Annotated in this window: 5 protein-coding genes; all 5 read left to right on the top strand. The window is 74.1% G+C overall.

The window, feature by feature from the left end:
* The first annotated feature begins 3 nt into the window (after window positions 1-3).
* The 5 genes from IAG43_RS30725 to IAG43_RS30745 all read left to right on the top strand — a co-directional run bounded on the left by IAG43_RS30725 (window position 4) and on the right by IAG43_RS30745 (window position 17,308).
* Complete coding sequence (locus IAG43_RS30725) at window positions 4-9,570, top strand: non-ribosomal peptide synthetase (RefSeq protein WP_187743922.1); 9,567 nt, start codon at window positions 4-6, stop codon at window positions 9,568-9,570.
* Window positions 9,567-10,364, top strand: a complete 798-nt coding sequence (locus IAG43_RS30730) for a thioesterase II family protein (RefSeq protein ID WP_187743923.1) — start codon at window positions 9,567-9,569, stop codon at window positions 10,362-10,364. The genes IAG43_RS30725 and IAG43_RS30730 overlap by 4 nt, the downstream gene beginning before the upstream one ends.
* Before the next feature lie 43 nt (window positions 10,365-10,407).
* A complete protein-coding gene (locus IAG43_RS30735) occupies window positions 10,408-11,445 on the top strand; it encodes a TauD/TfdA family dioxygenase (RefSeq protein WP_187743924.1) in 1,038 nt (345 codons plus the stop codon).
* Between the two features lie 8 nt (window positions 11,446-11,453).
* A complete protein-coding gene (locus IAG43_RS30740; RefSeq protein WP_187743925.1) occupies window positions 11,454-13,376 on the top strand; it encodes a non-ribosomal peptide synthetase in 1,923 nt (640 codons plus the stop codon).
* Window positions 13,377-13,453: 77 nt separating this feature from the next.
* On the top strand, window positions 13,454-17,308 hold the full coding sequence (locus IAG43_RS30745; RefSeq protein WP_187743926.1) for a condensation domain-containing protein: 3,855 nt from the start codon (window positions 13,454-13,456) through the stop codon (window positions 17,306-17,308).
* The last annotated feature ends 32 nt before the right edge of the window (window positions 17,309-17,340 follow it).

Raw genomic sequence — 17,340 nt, forward strand, 5'->3', positions numbered from 1 at the left:
CTCATGCCGTTCGACCCGCCCGTCGTACCCGCCGAGGCCCCTGTCCGGCTCCCGCTCTCCGTCGCCCAGCGCGACATCTGGACGGCGCACGCGCTCGACCCCACCGGCGTGAAGTACAACGTCGCCGAGTGCCGCGAGATCGAGGGCCCCGTCGACGAGGCGCTGATGGCCGCGGCCTGGCGACGCCTCGTCGACGAGGCGGACTTCCTGCGCACCCGCGGGTTCGAGGACGACGGCGAGCGGGTGTGGCAGCTGATCGACCCCGACGCCGGCGACCGGCACCTGCCGTTCACCGACGTCAGCGGCGCGGACGACCCCGAGGCCGCCGCCTGGGAGCTCATCGGCGACCTGATCCGGGCCCCCTTCGACCTGGCCCGCCGGCCCCCGGTGCGCTGCGCGCTGATCCGCCTGGGCGAGGAGCGGCACTTCTACTTCTACGGCTTCCACCACCTGGTCGTCGACGGCGTCGGCGTGTCGATGGCACTGTCCCGCCTCGTCGAGCTGTACGAGCGGGCCGTCGCCGGCGAACCGTGGGGCGACTCGCCGTTCGGCGCGCTCGCCGACCTCCTCGCCGAGGACGCGGCCCACCGGGAGTCCGAGGAGGCCGCCCAAGGACGCGCCGCCTGGCGCGAGCACCTGTCCGGCGCCCCGGACGCGCCCACCGGGCTCGTCCGCGGCACCGGCCGGGCCGCAGCGGCCCACGGCGGTCTGCCCTTCGCCCGCCGCAGCGTGCACATCCCGGCCGCCGACGCCGACCAGCTGCGCACCGTTGCCCGCGGCGCACGGGTCTCCTGGTCGGTCCTGCTGACGGCACTGTTCACCGTCTACCTCCACCGCGTCACCTCCCGCGACGAGCTCGTCATCGCCCTGCCCGTGACCGGCCGCACCACCCGGCTCGCCCGCAGCACCCCCGGCATGGCCTCCAACGTGGTGCCGCTGCGCCTGAAGGTCGACCCCCGGGCGACCCTCGGGGACCTGGTCCGCACCGTCGCGGCCGAGGTCAAGCACGGGCTGCGGCACCAGCTGACCCGCTACGAGGACCTGTGCCGCGACGCCGGAGCCGTCGACGGCGCCCGCCGCCTTGCCTCGCCCGTCCTCAACATCATGGGCTTCCACGGCGACCTCACCGTGTGCGGACACCCGACCGTCAACCACAACATCAGCAACGGCCCCGTCGACGACCTCTCGGTCGCCGTCCTCGACCTCGGCAGCGGGCGCGGGCTGCGCATCGACTTCGACACGCCCGTGGACGGCATCGACCCGGATGCCGTCGCCGCCCACCAGGACCGTTTCGCCGCCTTCCTCTCCACCGTCCTCGCCTCCGACGAGCCCACCGCACGGCCCGTCGCGCGACTGGGCGTCCTGACCGGGGAGGAGCACGCCCGGCTGACCGGCCCCTGGGCCGGTCCGGCCAACGGGCCGGCCGACAGCACACTCGTCGAACTCTTCGAGGAGCAGGCCCGCAGGCACCCCGCGCGCACCGCACTCGTCGACGGGGCGGCCGGCACGGACGGCAGCCCGCACGGCGGCGAGATCACGTACGGGCAGCTCAACGCGGACGCCAACCGACTGGCCCGGGTCCTGCGCGCCCGCGGACTCGGACGCGGACAGATGGCGGGCGTCCTGCTGGAACGCGGCATCCCCTTCGTCACCGCCCTCCTCGCCGTCCTCAAGACCGGTGCCGGACACGTGCTGCTGGACCCGGACTTCCCCGACGAGCGGCTGCGCTCCGCCGCCGAGGACGCCGGCATCACCCACCTCGTCACCCGTCCCGGCCTCGCCGGCCGCACGACCGGCCCCTGGACCGTCCACACGGCGGAAGCCGGCGCCACGACGCCGGAGCACCGTGCCGACGACGGCGACCTCGGCGTGGCCATCGCCCCCGACGACCCCGCCTGCCTGATGTTCACCTCCGGCTCCACCGGGCGGCCGAAGGCCATCCTCTCCTCCCACCGCAACCTCGTCGCCACCCTCGTCGGCCAGCCCTACCTGCCGGACGGGCCCGACGAGACCTGGCTCCAGTCCTCACCCGTCTCCTGGGACGCGTTCAGCCTGGAGCTCTGGGCGCCGCTCCTCCACGGCGGCCGCGCGGTCCTCCAGCCCGGCCAGAAGCCCGAACCCGCACTCGTCGCCGACCTGGCCAGGCGGCACCGCGTCACCACCGTCCTGCTCTCCGCGACCCTGTTCAACTTCCTGGTCGACGAGCACCCCGAGGCGTTCGACACGGTCATCACCGCCTTCACCGTCGGCGAAGCGGCGTCCCCCGTCCACGTGCACAAGCTGCGCCGCCTGAAGCCGGGCATCCGCGTCCTCAACGGGTACGGCCCGGCCGAGGTCATGATCTTCGCCACCACCCACACCGTCGGCGACGACGACGAGGCCCGCACCGCCATCCCCGTCGGCCTGCCCCTGGCCGACAAGCCCGCGTACATCCTGGACGCGCACCTGAACCTGTGCCCGCCGGGTGCGACGGGGGAGCTCTACGTCGGAGGCGAGGGGCTGGCCCACGGCTATCTCGGCCGGCCCGATCTGACCGCGGCGCGGTTCGTCCCCTCGCCCTTCGGTTCCGGGGGCGGCCGTCTGTACCGGACGGGGGACCTGGCGCGGTTCGACGCGCAGGGGCGGATCGTCTACGAGGGCCGGGCGGACGACCAGATCAAGATCCGCGGCTTCCGGATCGAGCCCGGCGAGACCGAGGCGGCACTGCTGACCCATCCGGCGGTGACCCAGGCCGTGGTGACGGTTCATCAGCAGCGCCTCGCCGCGTATGTCGTGCTCGGCGCCGACGGGACTCCCGACGAGATCCGCCGGCATGTGGCGGAACGCCTGCCGGAGCACCTGGTCCCCGGCTTCCTCACCGTCCTCGACCGCCTTCCCGTCACACCCAACGGAAAGATCGACAAGCGGGCCCTGCCCGAACCCGTCGCGCTCCGGGCCGAGATCCGAGCCCCGCGCAACGCCGTCGAGGAGACCCTGCTCGCCCTCTTCACCGCGGCACTCGACGCCACCGGCCCTGTCGGCATCGACGACAGCTTCTTCGCCCTCGGTGGTCATTCGCTGCTGGCTGCGCGGTTGACGAATCGTGTGGCGGAGGTGCTGGGGGTGCGGCTCACGATTCGTGATGTGTTCGCGCGTCCGACGGTGGCGGGGCTGGCTGAGGTGGTGGCCGGGCGTGAGGGCGCGGGTGGTGTGGTGCTGCCGCCGTTGGTGGCGGGGGAGGGTGCCGTCGGTGGTGGTGTGTTGCCGGTGGCGTCGTTCGCTCAGCGGCGGTTGTGGTTGTTGTCGCAGTTGGAGGGTGGGAGTGCGGCGTACAACGTGCCGTTGGTGGTGCGGTGTGCGGGTGGGCTGGATGTGGGTGTGCTGGGGGCGGCGCTGGGTGATGTGGTGGGGCGGCATGCTCCGTTGCGGACGGTGTTCGAGGTGGTGGACGGGGAGCCGCGGCAGCGGATCCTGTCACCGGACGAGGCCCGGGTGGTGGTGGAGCGTCGCCGGATCGGCGCCGCCGATCTCGACGCGACCCTCGCCGGACTGGCCGGCACGCCCTTCGATCTCGGCTCCGACCTCCCCTTGCGCGCCACGCTCCTCGACCTCGCCGACGACCGAGCCCAGGTCCTGTCGCTCGTCCTCCACCACATCGCGACGGACGGTCTGTCCAACGCGGCCTTCTTCGCGGACCTGGAGCGCGCGTATGCGGCGCGGGTCGCGGGGGCGGTGGTGTCGGTGCTGGAGGTGCCGGCGGTGCAGTACGCGGACTATGCGGCGTGGCAGCGGCGGGTGTTGGGGTCTGCGGGTGATGAGGGGAGTGTGCTGGGGGGTGAGCTGGGGTTCTGGCGGGAGGCGTTGAGGGGTCTTCCGGAGGAGCACGGTCTGGGGTTGGACCGTCCGCGGCCGGCGGTGGCGTCGCACCGGGGTGGTGAGGTGCAACTGGACTTGGGACCGGGGTTGTTCGCGCGGGTGGTGGAGTTCGCGCGGGTGGAGGGGTGCACGCCGTTCATGGTGGTGCATGCGGCTCTGGTGGCGGCGTTGTCGCGGCTGGGGGCGGGGTCGGATCTGGCGATCGGCTCGCCCGTGGCGGGTCGCACCGACGAAGCGCTCGCCGAGCTGGTGGGGTTCTTCGTGAACACGCTGGTGTTGCGGACGTCGAGTGCGGGTGATCCTTCGTTCCGTGAGTTGCTGGGGCGGGTGCGGTCGGCGGATCTGGACGCGTTCGCGCATCAGGAGGCGCCGTTCGATGCGGTGCTGGAGGCGGTCAACCCGTCCCGGACCCTCGCCCGTCACCCCCTCTTCCAGATCTGCCTGACCCTGGAGACCGCGGGTGCCCCCGCACTCGCCCTGCACGGAGTGCCGACCGCACGGGTGGAGACCGTCTCGGGCGGATCGGCCAAGTTCGACCTCGAGTTCTTCCTGCGCTCCGACGACGGGACGTCCCTGACCGCCACCGTGATCTTCGCCGCGGATCTCTTCGACGAGGCGACGGTGCGGCGGATGGGGGAGGTGCTGGGGCGGGTGCTGGACCAGGCGCTGGACGCGCCGGAGGTCCGGTTGTCGCGGCTGGAAACGCTGTCGGCCGGTGAGCGGGAGCTGCTGACGGGTGCGTGGGCGGGGACGGTGGCCGAAACCGGTGATCTGTCGCTGGTCGAGCGGTTCGAGGCGCGGGTGGCCGAGGGTCCGGAGCGGACCGCGCTGGTCGACGGCGACCGGCAGGTGTCCTACGCCGAACTCAACGCGTCGGCCAACCGGTTGGCCCGGCATCTGCGGTCCCACGGGCTGGGGCGCGGTGATCTGGCGGGTGTGCTGCTGGAACGCGGTGCCGACTTCGCCACCGCGGTCGTCGCGGTGGTCAAGACCGGCGCGGGCTACACGCTGCTGGACCCGGACTTCCCCGACGAGCGGCTGCGCTCCGCGGCCCAGGACGCCGGCATCACCCACCTCGTCACGGCACCCGGGCTCGCCGCACGGCTCGACGGACCGTGGACACCGGTCACCGCGTCGGCAGCCGAGCTGACCGTCCTCGCATCGCACGACCTCGGCCTGGAGGTCACCGGCGACGACACGGCGTGCGTGATGTTCACCTCGGGTTCGACGGGGCGTCCGAAGGGGATTCTGTCGTCGCACCGGAATCTGGTGTCGACGGTGAGCGGTCAGACGTACGGCCGGTTCGGGCCGGGGGAGGTGTTCCTGCAGTGCTCGCCGGTGTCGTGGGACGCGTTCAGTCTGGAGTTCTGGGGCGCGTTGCTGCACGGCGGTGTGTCGGTGCTCCAGCCGGGGCAGCGCCCGGAGCCGGCGCTGATCGCGGAGCTGTCGCGCCGGCACGGGGTGACGATGCTCCAGCTGTCGGCGAGCCTGTTCAACTTCCTGGTGGACGAGCACCCCGAGGCGTTCGACACGGTGACGGTGGCCTTCACCGGCGGCGAGGCGGCGTCCCCCGCCCACGTCCACAAGCTCCAGCGTCTGCGGCCCGCCGTCGAGGTGGTCAACGGGTACGGTCCGGCCGAGTCCATGGGCTTCACCACCACCCACGCCATCCCGCGCGGCGACGCACCGCCCGCCCTCGTGCCGGTGGGTGTGCCGCTTGTCAACAAGGGCGCCTACATCCTCGACTCGCACCTGAACCTGTGCCCGCCCGGTGTGACGGGCGAGCTGTACCTCGCCGGCGAAGGCCTGGCCCACGGCTACCTCGGCCGCCCCGACCTGACCGCCTCCCGCTTCGTGCCCGACCCGTACGGCACCAAGGGAGCCCGCCTCTACCGGACCGGTGACCTGGCGCGGTTCGACGCCGGGGGGCGGATCGTCTACGAGGGCCGGGCGGACGACCAGATCAAGATCCGCGGCTTCCGCGTCGAGCCGGGGGAGACGGAGGCGGCACTGCTGACCCATCCGGCGGTGACGCAGGCGGTGGTGACGGTGTATGAGCACCGGCTGGCCGCCTATGTGGTGCTGGACGTGGAGGCGGAGCTGGAGGAGATCCGCCGGCACACCGCCGACCGCCTCCCGGACCATCTGGTCCCCACCTACCTGACGGTGCTGGAGCGGATGCCGCTCACACCCAACGGCAAGGTCGACAAGCGGGCCCTGCCCGAACCGGCCCCCTTCGCCACCGGCGGGCGCGCCCCGCGCACCCCGCTGGAGGAGACCCTGCTCGCCCTCTTCACCGGCACCCTCACCACCACTGAACCCCTCACCGTCGATGACGACTTCTTCCACCACGGTGGTCATTCGCTGCTGGCTGCGCGGTTGACGAATCGGGTGGCGGAGGTGCTGGGGGTGCGGCTCACGATTCGTGATGTGTTCGCGCGTCCGACGGTGGCGGGGCTGGCTGAGGTGGTGGCCGGGCGTGTGGGCGCGGGTGGTGTGGTGCTGCCGCCGTTGGTGGCGGGGGAGGGGGCCGTCGGTGGTGGTGTGTTGCCGGTGGCGTCGTTCGCTCAGCGGCGGTTGTGGTTGTTGTCGCAGTTGGAGGGTGGGAGTGCGGCGTACAACGTGCCGTTGGTGGTGCGGTGTGCGGGTGGGCTGGATGTGGGTGTGCTGGGGGCGGCGCTGGGTGATGTGGTGGGGCGGCATGCTCCGTTGCGGACGGTGTTCGAGGTGGTGGACGGGGAGCCGCGGCAGCGGATCCTGTCACCGGACGAGGCCCGGGTGGTGGTGGAGCGTCGCCGGGTCGGCGCCGCAGATCTCGACGCGACCCTCGCCGGACTGGCCGGCACGCCCTTCGATCTCGGCTCCGACCTCCCCTTGCGCGCCACGCTCCTCGACCTCGCCGACGACCGAGCCCAGGTCCTGTCGCTCGTCCTGCACCACATCGCGACGGACGGTCTGTCCAACGCGGCCTTCTTCGCGGACCTGGAGCGCGCGTATGCGGCGCGGGTCGCGGGGGCGGTGGTGTCGGTGCTGGAGGTGCCGGCGGTGCAGTACGCGGACTATGCGGCGTGGCAGCGGCGGGTGCTGGGGTCTGCGGGTGATGAGGGGAGTGTGCTGGGGGGTGAGCTGGGGTTCTGGCGGGAGGCGTTGAGGGGTCTTCCGGAGGAGCACGGTCTGGGGTTGGACCGTCCGCGGCCGGCGGTGGCGTCGCACCGGGGTGGTCAGGTGCAACTGGATCTGGGTGCGGGGTTGTTCGCGCGGGTGGTGGAGTTCGCGCGGGTGGAGGGGTGCACGCCGTTCATGGTGGTGCATGCGGCTCTGGTGGCGGCGTTGTCGCGGCTGGGTGCGGGGTCGGATCTGGCGATCGGCTCGCCCGTGGCGGGTCGCACCGACGAAGCGCTCGCCGAGCTGGTGGGGTTCTTCGTGAACACGCTGGTGTTGCGGACGTCGAGTGCGGGTGATCCTTCGTTCCGTGAGTTGCTGGGGCGGGTGCGGTCGGCGGATCTGGACGCGTTCGCGCATCAGGAGGCGCCGTTCGATGCGGTGCTGGAGGCGGTCAACCCGTCCCGGACCCTCGCCCGTCACCCCCTCTTCCAGATCTGCCTGGGACTCGAAGCCGGCACCGTGCCCGCCCTCGACCTGCCCGGCGCAGGCCCCTGCACCGTCGAAGGCACCACCACCGGATCGGCCAAGTTCGACCTCGAGTTCCTGCTGCGCTCCGACGACGGACACCGGCTGCACGGCTCGGTCCTGTACGCCGCGGATCTCTTCGACGAGGCGACGGTGCGGCGGATGGGGGAGGTGCTGGGGCGGGTGCTGGACCAGGCGCTGGACGCGCCGGAGGTCCGGTTGTCGCGGCTGGAGACGCTGTCGGCCGGTGAGCGGGAGCTGCTGACGGGTGCGTGGGCGGGGACGGTGGCCGAAACCGGTGATCTGTCGCTGGTCGAGCGGTTCGAGGCGCGGGTGGCCGAGGGTCCGGAGCGGACCGCGCTGGTCGACGGCGACCGGCAGGTGTCCTACGCCGAACTCAACGCGTCCGCGAACCGGTTGGCCCGGCATCTGCGGTCCCACGGGCTGGGGCGCGGTGATCTGGCGGGTGTGCTGCTGGAGCGCGGTGCCGACTTCGCCACCGCGGTCGTCGCGGTGGTCAAGACCGGCGCGGGCTACACGCTGCTGGACCCGGACTTCCCCGACGAGCGGCTGCGCTCCGCGGCCCAGGACGCCGGCATCACCCACCTCGTCACGGCACCCGGGCTCGCCGCACGGCTCGACGGACCGTGGACACCGGTCACCGCGTCGGCAGCCGAGCTGACCGTCCTCGCATCGCACGACCTCGGCCTGGAGGTCACCGGCGACGACACGGCGTGCGTGATGTTCACCTCCGGGTCGACGGGGCGTCCGAAGGGGATTCTGTCGTCGCACCGGAATCTGGTGTCGACGGTGAGCGGTCAGACGTACGGCCGGTTCGGGCCGGGGGAGGTGTTCCTGCAGTGCTCGCCGGTGTCGTGGGACGCGTTCAGTCTGGAGTTCTGGGGCGCGCTGCTGCACGGCGGTGTGTCGGTGCTCCAGCCGGGGCAGCGCCCGGAGCCGGCGCTGATCGCGGAGCTGTCGCGCCGGCACGGGGTGACGATGCTCCAGCTGTCGGCGAGCCTGTTCAACTTCCTGGTGGACGAGCACCCCGAGGCGTTCAAGACGGTGACGGTGGCCTTCACCGGCGGCGAGGCGGCGTCCCCGACTCATGTGCACAAGCTGCAGGGGCTGGCGCCGGGCATCGAGGTCGTCAACGGGTACGGTCCGGCCGAGTCCATGGGCTTCACCACGACGCACCGTGTGGCGGAGGAAGGCGAGCCCGGAACAGCGATCCCCGTCGGTGTGCCGCTGGTCAACAAGGGCGCCTACATCCTCGACTCGCACCTGAACCTGTGCCCGCCCGGTGTGACGGGCGAGCTGTACCTCGCCGGCGAAGGCCTGGCCCACGGCTATCTCGGCCGCCCCGACCTGACCGCCTCCCGCTTCGTGCCCGACCCGTACGGCACCAAGGGAGCCCGCCTCTACCGGACCGGTGACCTGGCGCGGTTCGACGCCGGGGGGCGGATCGTCTACGAGGGCCGGGCGGACGACCAGATCAAGATCCGCGGCTTCCGCGTCGAGCCCGGCGAGACCGAGGCGGCACTGTTGACCCATCCGGCGGTGACCCAGGCCGTCGTCACCGTGCACCGCGACCGGCTCGCCGCCTACCTCGTCACCGAGGGGGACACCCCGCCCGACGAGATCCGCCGGCATGTGGCGGACCGGCTGCCGGAGCACCTGGTGCCCACGTTCGTCACCGTGCTGGAGCGGATGCCGCTCACACCCAACGGCAAGGTCGACAAGCGGGCCCTGCCCGAACCGGCCCCCCTGACCACCGGCGGACGCGCCCCGCGCACCCCGCTGGAGGAGACCCTGCTCGCCCTCTTCACCGGCACCCTCACCACCACCGAACCCCTCACCGTCGACGACGACTTCTTCCAGCACGGCGGCCACTCCCTCCTCGGAGCCCGCCTCACCAACCACATCGCCGGCGCCCTCGACGTGCGTCTGACGGTCCGGGACATCTTCCGGCACCCGACCCCGGCCCGGCTCGCCGCACACATCGAATCCCTCAAGGCCGCCCCGGCGCGCAAGGCCCGACCCGCCCTGCGCCGCCGCACCGAGACAGATCGGATCAGCTCATGAGCAACGACGCCGCCACCGCCCCGACGCCCGCACCCGAGGACGTCGTCTGGGACCTCCCCGGGGACGCGCCGCACCGCCTGTCGCTGCTGGTGCTCCCGCACGCGGGCGGCAACGCCCACGCGTACAGCGCCTGGCGCGACCACCTGCCGGCCGACGTGCGGCTGCTGATCGGCCAGTACCCGGGACGCGGGGCCCGCTACTGCGAGGACCTGCCGGCCTCGGTCGACGACCTCGCACTGCCCGTCGTCCAGGCCCTGCCCGCCGACACCGGCCCGCTGGTCGTCCTCGGACACAGCATGGGCTCGCTGGTCGCCTTCGAGGTGACCCGCGCCCTCCAGGCCGCCGGGCGCACCCCGCGCGGGCTGGTCGCCTCCGCCTGCCGGGCGCCCGTCCTGCCCAACCAGGCGCCGGTGCACCCGGAACGCCTCGACGACGACGAACTCGTCGCCGCCATCAAGGAGCGCGGCGGCACCGACGACGGCATCCTCGACGACCCGGAGCTCCGCGAGATCGTCCTGCCGTCCATCCGCGCCGACTTCGCCATCGACGACGCCTACCGCTGCACGGCCCCCGGCGTACGGCTCGACTGCCGTGTCGCGGTGTTCGGCGGCGACAGCGACCCGATCGTCCCGGTCGACATGCTCGCCGGCTGGTCCCTGGTGGCCGGCGGGGAGATCCGGCCCGAGGTGCTGCCGGGCGACCACTTCTACTTCCAGCAGGACCTGCCCGGCTTCTTCGCCCGGCTGACCCCGGTCCTCGAAGCCCTCCACGGCACCGCGGCCACCGCCGCCTGACCGGCTCCCACCCCGCACACCCACGGAAGACGAGGAACCAACGATGACCACCTTCGCACCGAACCCGGCGGCCACCGCGGACATCACCGTCGAGCACCGGCCGGGCAGGCCCGCGCTGCTGCGCGTGCCGCGCTTCGCCGGCATGGCGGAGGCGACCGCCTGGCTCACCGCGCACCGCTCCGCGATCCAGGCCGAACTGCACCGCTCCGGCGCGCTGATGCTGCGCGGCCTGCCGGTCACGGACGCCGCGGCGTTCGCCGAGGCCAGGGACGCGCTCGTCACCGAGCGCGCCGGATACAAGGAGAAGGCCACCCCGCGGACCGACTTCGGCGAGGGCGTCTTCTCCTCGACCGACCTGCCCGCCGCCCAGCCGATCCGCCTCCACAACGAGAACAGCTACACACTCGACTTCCCCGGAGTGCTGCTCTTCGGCTGCATCACCGCCCCGGAGACCGGCGGCGCCACCACCGTCGGAGACATGCGCAAGGCGCTCGCCCTCCTCCCGCCGGAGCTCACCGAGCGGTTCGAGAAGGCCGGCTGGCTGCTGGTGCGCAACTACTCGGACCTGGCCGGAATGCCGTGGCGGAAGGCGTTCTCCTCCGAGGACCCGGCGGGTGCCGAGGAGTACTGCGACGCCCACGCCATCGGCTACGAGTGGCTCGACGAGGACACCCTGCGCACCCGGCAGCTCCGTTCCGCGATCATCACCCACCCGGTCACCGGCGAACGGGTCTGGTTCAACCACTTCGCCTTCTGGAACGCCCGCAGCCTCGACGAGGACGTGCGCGAGGTCCTCACGGACACCTTCGGCGCGGACGGCCTGCCCTTCGACACCCGCCTCGGAGACGGCACCGCCCTCACCGACGCCGAGGTCGACGCGATCAACGACGCCTACCAGGCGGTGACCGTCCGCGAGACCTGGCAGGCGGGCGACGTGATGCTCGTCGACAACATCCTCTGCGCCCACGGCCGCGAGTCGTTCGGCGGCGACCGCAAGATCCTCGTCGCCATGGGCGAGCCGGTGCCGCTGTCCGACTGCTCCCCGACCACCGCCCCGTCCGCCACCCCGTACGGAATGTGAGCCCCGACATGACCGCCGTCCTCCCCGAGCGCACCGCAGCCGGCCCCGCAGCGTCCGGCCACGACCGCCCCACCGGCCCGGGCGCCGACTGCCGCACCGCCGGACGACCCTGCGACTGCGCCGGCTGCGCCGCCGGTTCCCCCGCGGCCTGCGCCTGCGACGCGTGCGCGGCCGGCACCGGCGCCGCGGACCTGCTGGCCCGCCTCGCCACCGCGCCCGCCGCCCGCACCGCCGTCGTGGCCGGCGACCGCCGGCTGACCTTCGGCGAACTGCGCGCCGAGGCGGCCGCGTTCGCCGCCCGGATCACCGCCGCCGGCGCCGGACCCGAGAGCGTCGTGGCGCTCTGCCTGCCCCGCGGCGCCGGGCTCGTCACCGCGATCATCGGCACGCTCACCGCCGGGGCCGCCTACCTGCCCGTCGACCCGGCGCTGCCCGCCGAGCGGCGCCGCTACCTGGTCGAGGACTCCGGCGCCGACCTCGCCGTCGTGGCCGGTCCCGCCGACGCACCCGCCGGTCCCACCCCGGCCGTCACCCTCGCCGACCTGACCGCGCCCGCGGACGACCCGTCCGGCTTCGCCCCCGTACCGGTGTCCGCCGGCACCCTGGCGTACGTCATCTACACCTCGGGGTCCACCGGACGCCCCAAGGGCGTGGAGATCGGCCGGGGCGCCGCCTCGCTGCTCCTGCGCGAGCTGGAGCAGGCCGGTGCCGCCACCGGCGAGGCCCGCCGCGTCGGCTGGAACGCCTCGCCCTCCTTCGACGCCTCCGTGCAGCAGTGGGTCCGCCTCTGCCGCGGCGACACCCTCGTCATGATCGACGAGGAGACCCGGCGCGACCCCGCGCTGATGGCCGCCCTCGTCGACGAACAGGGCCTCACCGACCTGGACATCACCCCCTCGCACGCCGAGCCGCTGCTCGACCTGCTCACCGCCGGCGGCGGCCCCCGGCCGCTGACCCTGCTCGTCGGAGGCGAGGCGATCGGCCCCGCGCTGTGGGACCGCCTGGCCGCCGCCCACCGCACCGGACTGCTGCGCGCCCTCAACGTCTACGGCCCCACCGAGTGCACCGTGGACGCCACCGCCGGCTGGATCGACGAGCCGGGCGAGCCCCACATCGGAGCCGTCCTGCCCGGCCTGCGCATGCGGCTCCTCGACGAGAACCTCGTCCCGGTCGCCCCCGGGGAGAGCGGGGAGCTGTACCTCTCGGGGCCCCGCGTCGGCCGCGGCTACCGCGGCCGCCCCGCCCTGACCGCCGAGCGCTTCGTCCCGGACCCGGCCGGTCCCGCGGGAGCCCGGATGTACCGCACCGGCGACCGCTGCCGGCTGCTGCCCGCCGGACGCCTCGTCTACCTGGGCCGCGCCGACGGCCAGGTCAAGCTCCGCGGCCACCGGATCGAACTCCCCGAGATCGAGGCCGCGCTGCTGCGCACCGAGGGCGTCCGGGAGGCGGCCGTCGTCCTCGGCGAGGACGCCGCGGGCACCGCCTGCCTCATCGCCCACCACCGCGGCGGCGAGACGACCGCGCTGCGCGCCGCCCTCACCGCGAGCCTGCCGGCCTACATGGTGCCGTCCGCGTTCGTCGCCGTGGAACGCTTCGCCACCACCCCGAGCGGCAAGCTCGACCGCTCCGCCCTGGCCACGCTCGTCGCGGCCCCGGAGCCCGCCCCGCGGTCCGCCGCCCCGTCCGCGCTGAACGGCCCGGCGGAGGAACTGATCGCCCGGGTCTGGACGCAGGTCCTCGGCGCGGCCTCGATCGGCCCGGACGACAACTTCTTCAAGCTCGGCGGCCATTCGCTGCTCGCCATCAAGCTGGTCTCCCGGGTCCGCGCCGAACTCTCCGTGAGCCTCCCGGTCAAGGCCGTCTACGCCAATCCGCGCCTGCGCGACCTCGCCGCACGCATCGAGGAGCTGACGGCCGCGAAGGATGCCTGACCGCGGGCCGCGCGGCCGGCGCGGCCCCCGCCGACGGCTCACCCACCCGCCCCCGCCCTTCCCGAGGAGCAGCAACCGTGATCCCCCTGTCCTACGCCCAGCGCCGGCTGTGGTTCCTGACCCGGCTGGAGGGCCCCTCCGCCGCCTACAACGCGCCCGTGGTGATCCGGCTCGCGTCCCACCCGGACCCCGAGGCCCTGCGGGCGGCGGTGCGGGACCTCGTGGAGCGGCACGAGGTGCTCCGAACCGTCCACCCGGCCGCCGACGGGGAGCCGTACCAGCGGATCGAGACGGACCCGGAGCCGTGCTTCGGTACCGAGGAGTGCGCCGCGGGCGCCAACCTGGCGGCGGCTGTCACCGCCTTCGCCCGCCGACCGATCGACATCGCCACCGAACTGCCGCTGCACGTACGGCTGTTCACGGCCGACGACGGCACCGCCGTACTGGTGCTGAACGTGCACCACATCGCCACCGACGGCTGGTCGGTCGGCCCGCTCCTCACCGACCTGGACGCGGCCTACCGGGCCCGTACCGAGGGCCGCGCCCCCGACCGGGAGCCGCTGCCCGTGCAGTACGCGGACTACGCCCTGTGGCAGCGGGAGATGCTCGGCGACCCCGGGGATCCCGACAGCCTCGCACACGAACAGCTCGTCCACTGGCGCGCGGCGCTGGACGGCATCGCGGCCGAGACCCGGCTGCCCGCCGACCGGCCCCGGCCCACCGAGCCCGGGAACCGGGGAGCGGTGGTGTCGGCGGAACTCGGCGCGGACGTCCACAGCGCGCTGCTGGAGGTGGCACGCGCACGGCGGGCCACGTTCTTCATGGCCGTGCGGACGGCCCTGGCGCTGGCGCTGCGGGCCGCCGGCGCCGGTGACGACCAGGTCGTCGGCACACCCGTGGCCGGCCGCCCGGAGGAAGGCCTCCACGATCTGGTGGGCTTCTTCGTCAACACCCTCGCGCTCCGCACCGACCTGTCCGGCGACCCGACACTGGCGGAGCTGGTCGACCGGGTCCGCGACGCCGACCTCGCCGCCTTCGCGCACGAGGACCTGCCCTTCGACCTGCTGGTGGAGGACCTCAACCCCGAACGCTCCTACGGCCGGCACCCGTTCTTCCAGGTCATGGTCAGCACCCTGGCCGCGCAGGACACCGCCGTCCGCCTCGGGGCCGTCCCCGGCGAGCTCGACGACGCCGACCTCGCCACGGCCAAGTTCGACCTCAGCTTCTCCTGCGGCGAACGGGTCACGGACGCCGGCGATCCCGGCGGACTGACCCTCGGACTCCAGTACGCCACCGACCTGTACGACGAGGACACCGCACGGCTGCTCCTCGGGCTGTTCGGGCGGGCGCTCACCGCGCTCGCCGCACAGCCGGAGTCCACCCGCACCGGCACGCTCGGCCTCCTCTCCACCGAAGAGCAGGAGGCCCTGGACGGGCGCCACCGCGCCCTCGAAGCGGCCCGGCGCCGGGACACCGGCGCCGGGCAGGAGCCCGCACCGGCCACCGCGGACGCCGCCACCGGCGCCCGGCGGCAGGCCGCGGCCGACCCCCGCGAGGAGATCCTCCGCGGCCTCTTCGCCGAGGTGCTGCGGCGCGACGGGGCCGGCCCCGAGGACAACTTCTTCAAACTGGGCGGGCATTCGCTGCTCGCCGGCAAACTCGCCAACCGCATCCGGGCCGCGCTCGGCACCGAGGCGGCCATCCGCGACGTGTTCCTCGCCCCCACCCCCCGGCAGCTGCTGCGCCGGCTCGCCGGGCAGGGCGCCGCACCGGCCCGCCCCGCGCTGCGGCCGGTGCCCGCCGGGCTGCGCCCCGAGCGCGTCCCCCTCTCTGCCGCACAGCTGCGGCTCTGGTTCACCGGACGCCTCGAAGGCCCGAGCGCCACGTACAACATCCCCGTCGTCACCCGGCTCCACCGCCCCCTCGACCCGGTGCGCCTCGCCGAGGCGCTCGCCGACGTCGCCGCCCGCCACGAGGTGCTGCGGACCGTCTACCCGACACACGACGGGGAGCCGTACCAGCAGGTCGTCGACGGCGCGCGCCCCGTGCTCGAACTGGCGGGCGCCGACGGGCCGGACGCCGTGCGCGACGCCGTGGAATCCGCCACCCGGCACGTCTTCGACCTGTCCGCGGAGATCCCGTTCCGGGCCAGGCTCGTCAGCGGCGCCGACGGCGGACAGACCCTCGTCCTGCTGGTGCACCACATCGCGGGCGACGGCTGGTCCACGGGCTGCCTCCTCGCCGACCTCGACACCGCCTACCGGGCCCGCGCCGAGGGCCGCGCCCCCGACTGGGCGCCGCTGCCCGTCCAGTACACCGACTACACCCTCTGGCAGCACGAACTCCTCGACGGCCCACAGGGGCTCGCCACCGGACAGCTGGCCCACTGGCGCACCGCCCTCGACGGCATGCCGCCGCTCCTCGCCCTGCCCACCGACCGGCCCCGCCCGCTGGAGAGCGACGGTGCGGGCGCCCTCACCGGCTTCGAGGTCGGCCCGGAAGTCCACCGCGGACTGCTGCGCTGCGCCCGCGCCCACGGAGCGACCCTCTTCATGGTGGTGCAGGCCGCACTGGCGGCCGTGCTCACCCGGCACGGCGCCGGCACCGACGTGGCCGTCGGCACCACCGTCGCGGGCCGTGCGGACGACGCCCTGCACCCGCTCGTCGGCTTCTTCGTCAACACGCTGGTGCTGCGCACCGACACCTCGGGCGATCCCGCGTTCGGCGAGCTGGTGCGCCGCGTCCGGGACGCCGGCCTCGCCGCCTACAGCCACCAGGACCTGCCCTTCGACCGGCTGGTCGAACACCTCAGCCCCGAACGCTCTGCCGCCCACGCGCCGCTCGTGCAGGTGATGCTCCAGGTGCACGCCGCCGCCGCGGGCCCGGACGCCCCGTCCGTCCTGGACGGCGAGGAGGTCGGGTTCCGCAGCACCGGCGCCAAGAGCGACCTGACCTTCGCCCTCACCGAGCGCGCGGCCGAGGACGGATCGCCCGGCGGCCTGCGCGGTGTGCTGGAGTACGCCACCGCCCTCTACGACGAGGAGACCGCCCGACTGCTGGCCCGGCGACTCGCCGGCGCGCTGGAGGCGTTCGCCCTCGACCCGGACCTGCCGGTCTCCGGGGCCGGGCCGGCCGGAGCCGCGCTCCGGGAGGGGCACACCCCGGTGGGCGCGGAGACGGTGCTCGACGAGCACGGCCGCCCGGCGGCGGTCCGCGTCCCCGGCGAGGTGCACACCAGGGCGGCCGACGGCAGCCTGCGCCCCACCGGCCGCCGCGCCTACCCGGCCGCCGACGGCACCCTGCGCCCGGTCGCGACGCTCACGGCCGGCGGCTACCCCGTCGAACCCGGGCGGGTCGAGGCCGCCCTGCTGTCCCACCCGGACGTGACCGGGGCGAGCGTCGAGGTCCATGACGGCGAGCTGCACGCCCGGGTCACCGCCGACGGGGGCACCGCGACCGAGGACGAGCTGCGCGCCTGGGCCGCGGAACGGCTGCCCGAGTACCTGACCCCCGCCCGCGTCGTCACCGGCCGGCCCACCGCCACGGGCCCGGCGGGGCAGCAACCGGCACCGGGCGGCGACGGGGACCAGGTGGACCGGCTGCTGCTGCTCTTCGCCGACGTGCTCGGCGGACGCCGGATCGGGTCGGAGGACAACTTCTTCCGCAACGGCGGGCATTCGCTGCTCGCGGTACGGCTGCTCAACCGCATTCGTGCGGAACTCGGCCGCGACCTCACGCTCCGGGACCTGTTCCGCAACCCGACCGCCCGCGCCCTGGCCCGCCGCCTGTCCGAGACGGAGGCAGGGGCGGGGGCCGGCGCCAGCCGCGGGGCCGGACCCGCCGGCGGCTCCGGCCCCGCGGCTGGCGCGCCCCGACAGGCGGCCCCGGCCCTGCGGCGGCGCACCCGGGCGGGTGCACGCCAGGGCGGCTGAGCGCCGCGACGCGGCGGCAGCCGCGCGGCGAG

It is taken from the genome of Streptomyces genisteinicus, from assembly GCF_014489615.1.
In the GTDB taxonomy this organism is placed as follows: domain Bacteria; phylum Actinomycetota; class Actinomycetes; order Streptomycetales; family Streptomycetaceae; genus Streptomyces; species Streptomyces genisteinicus.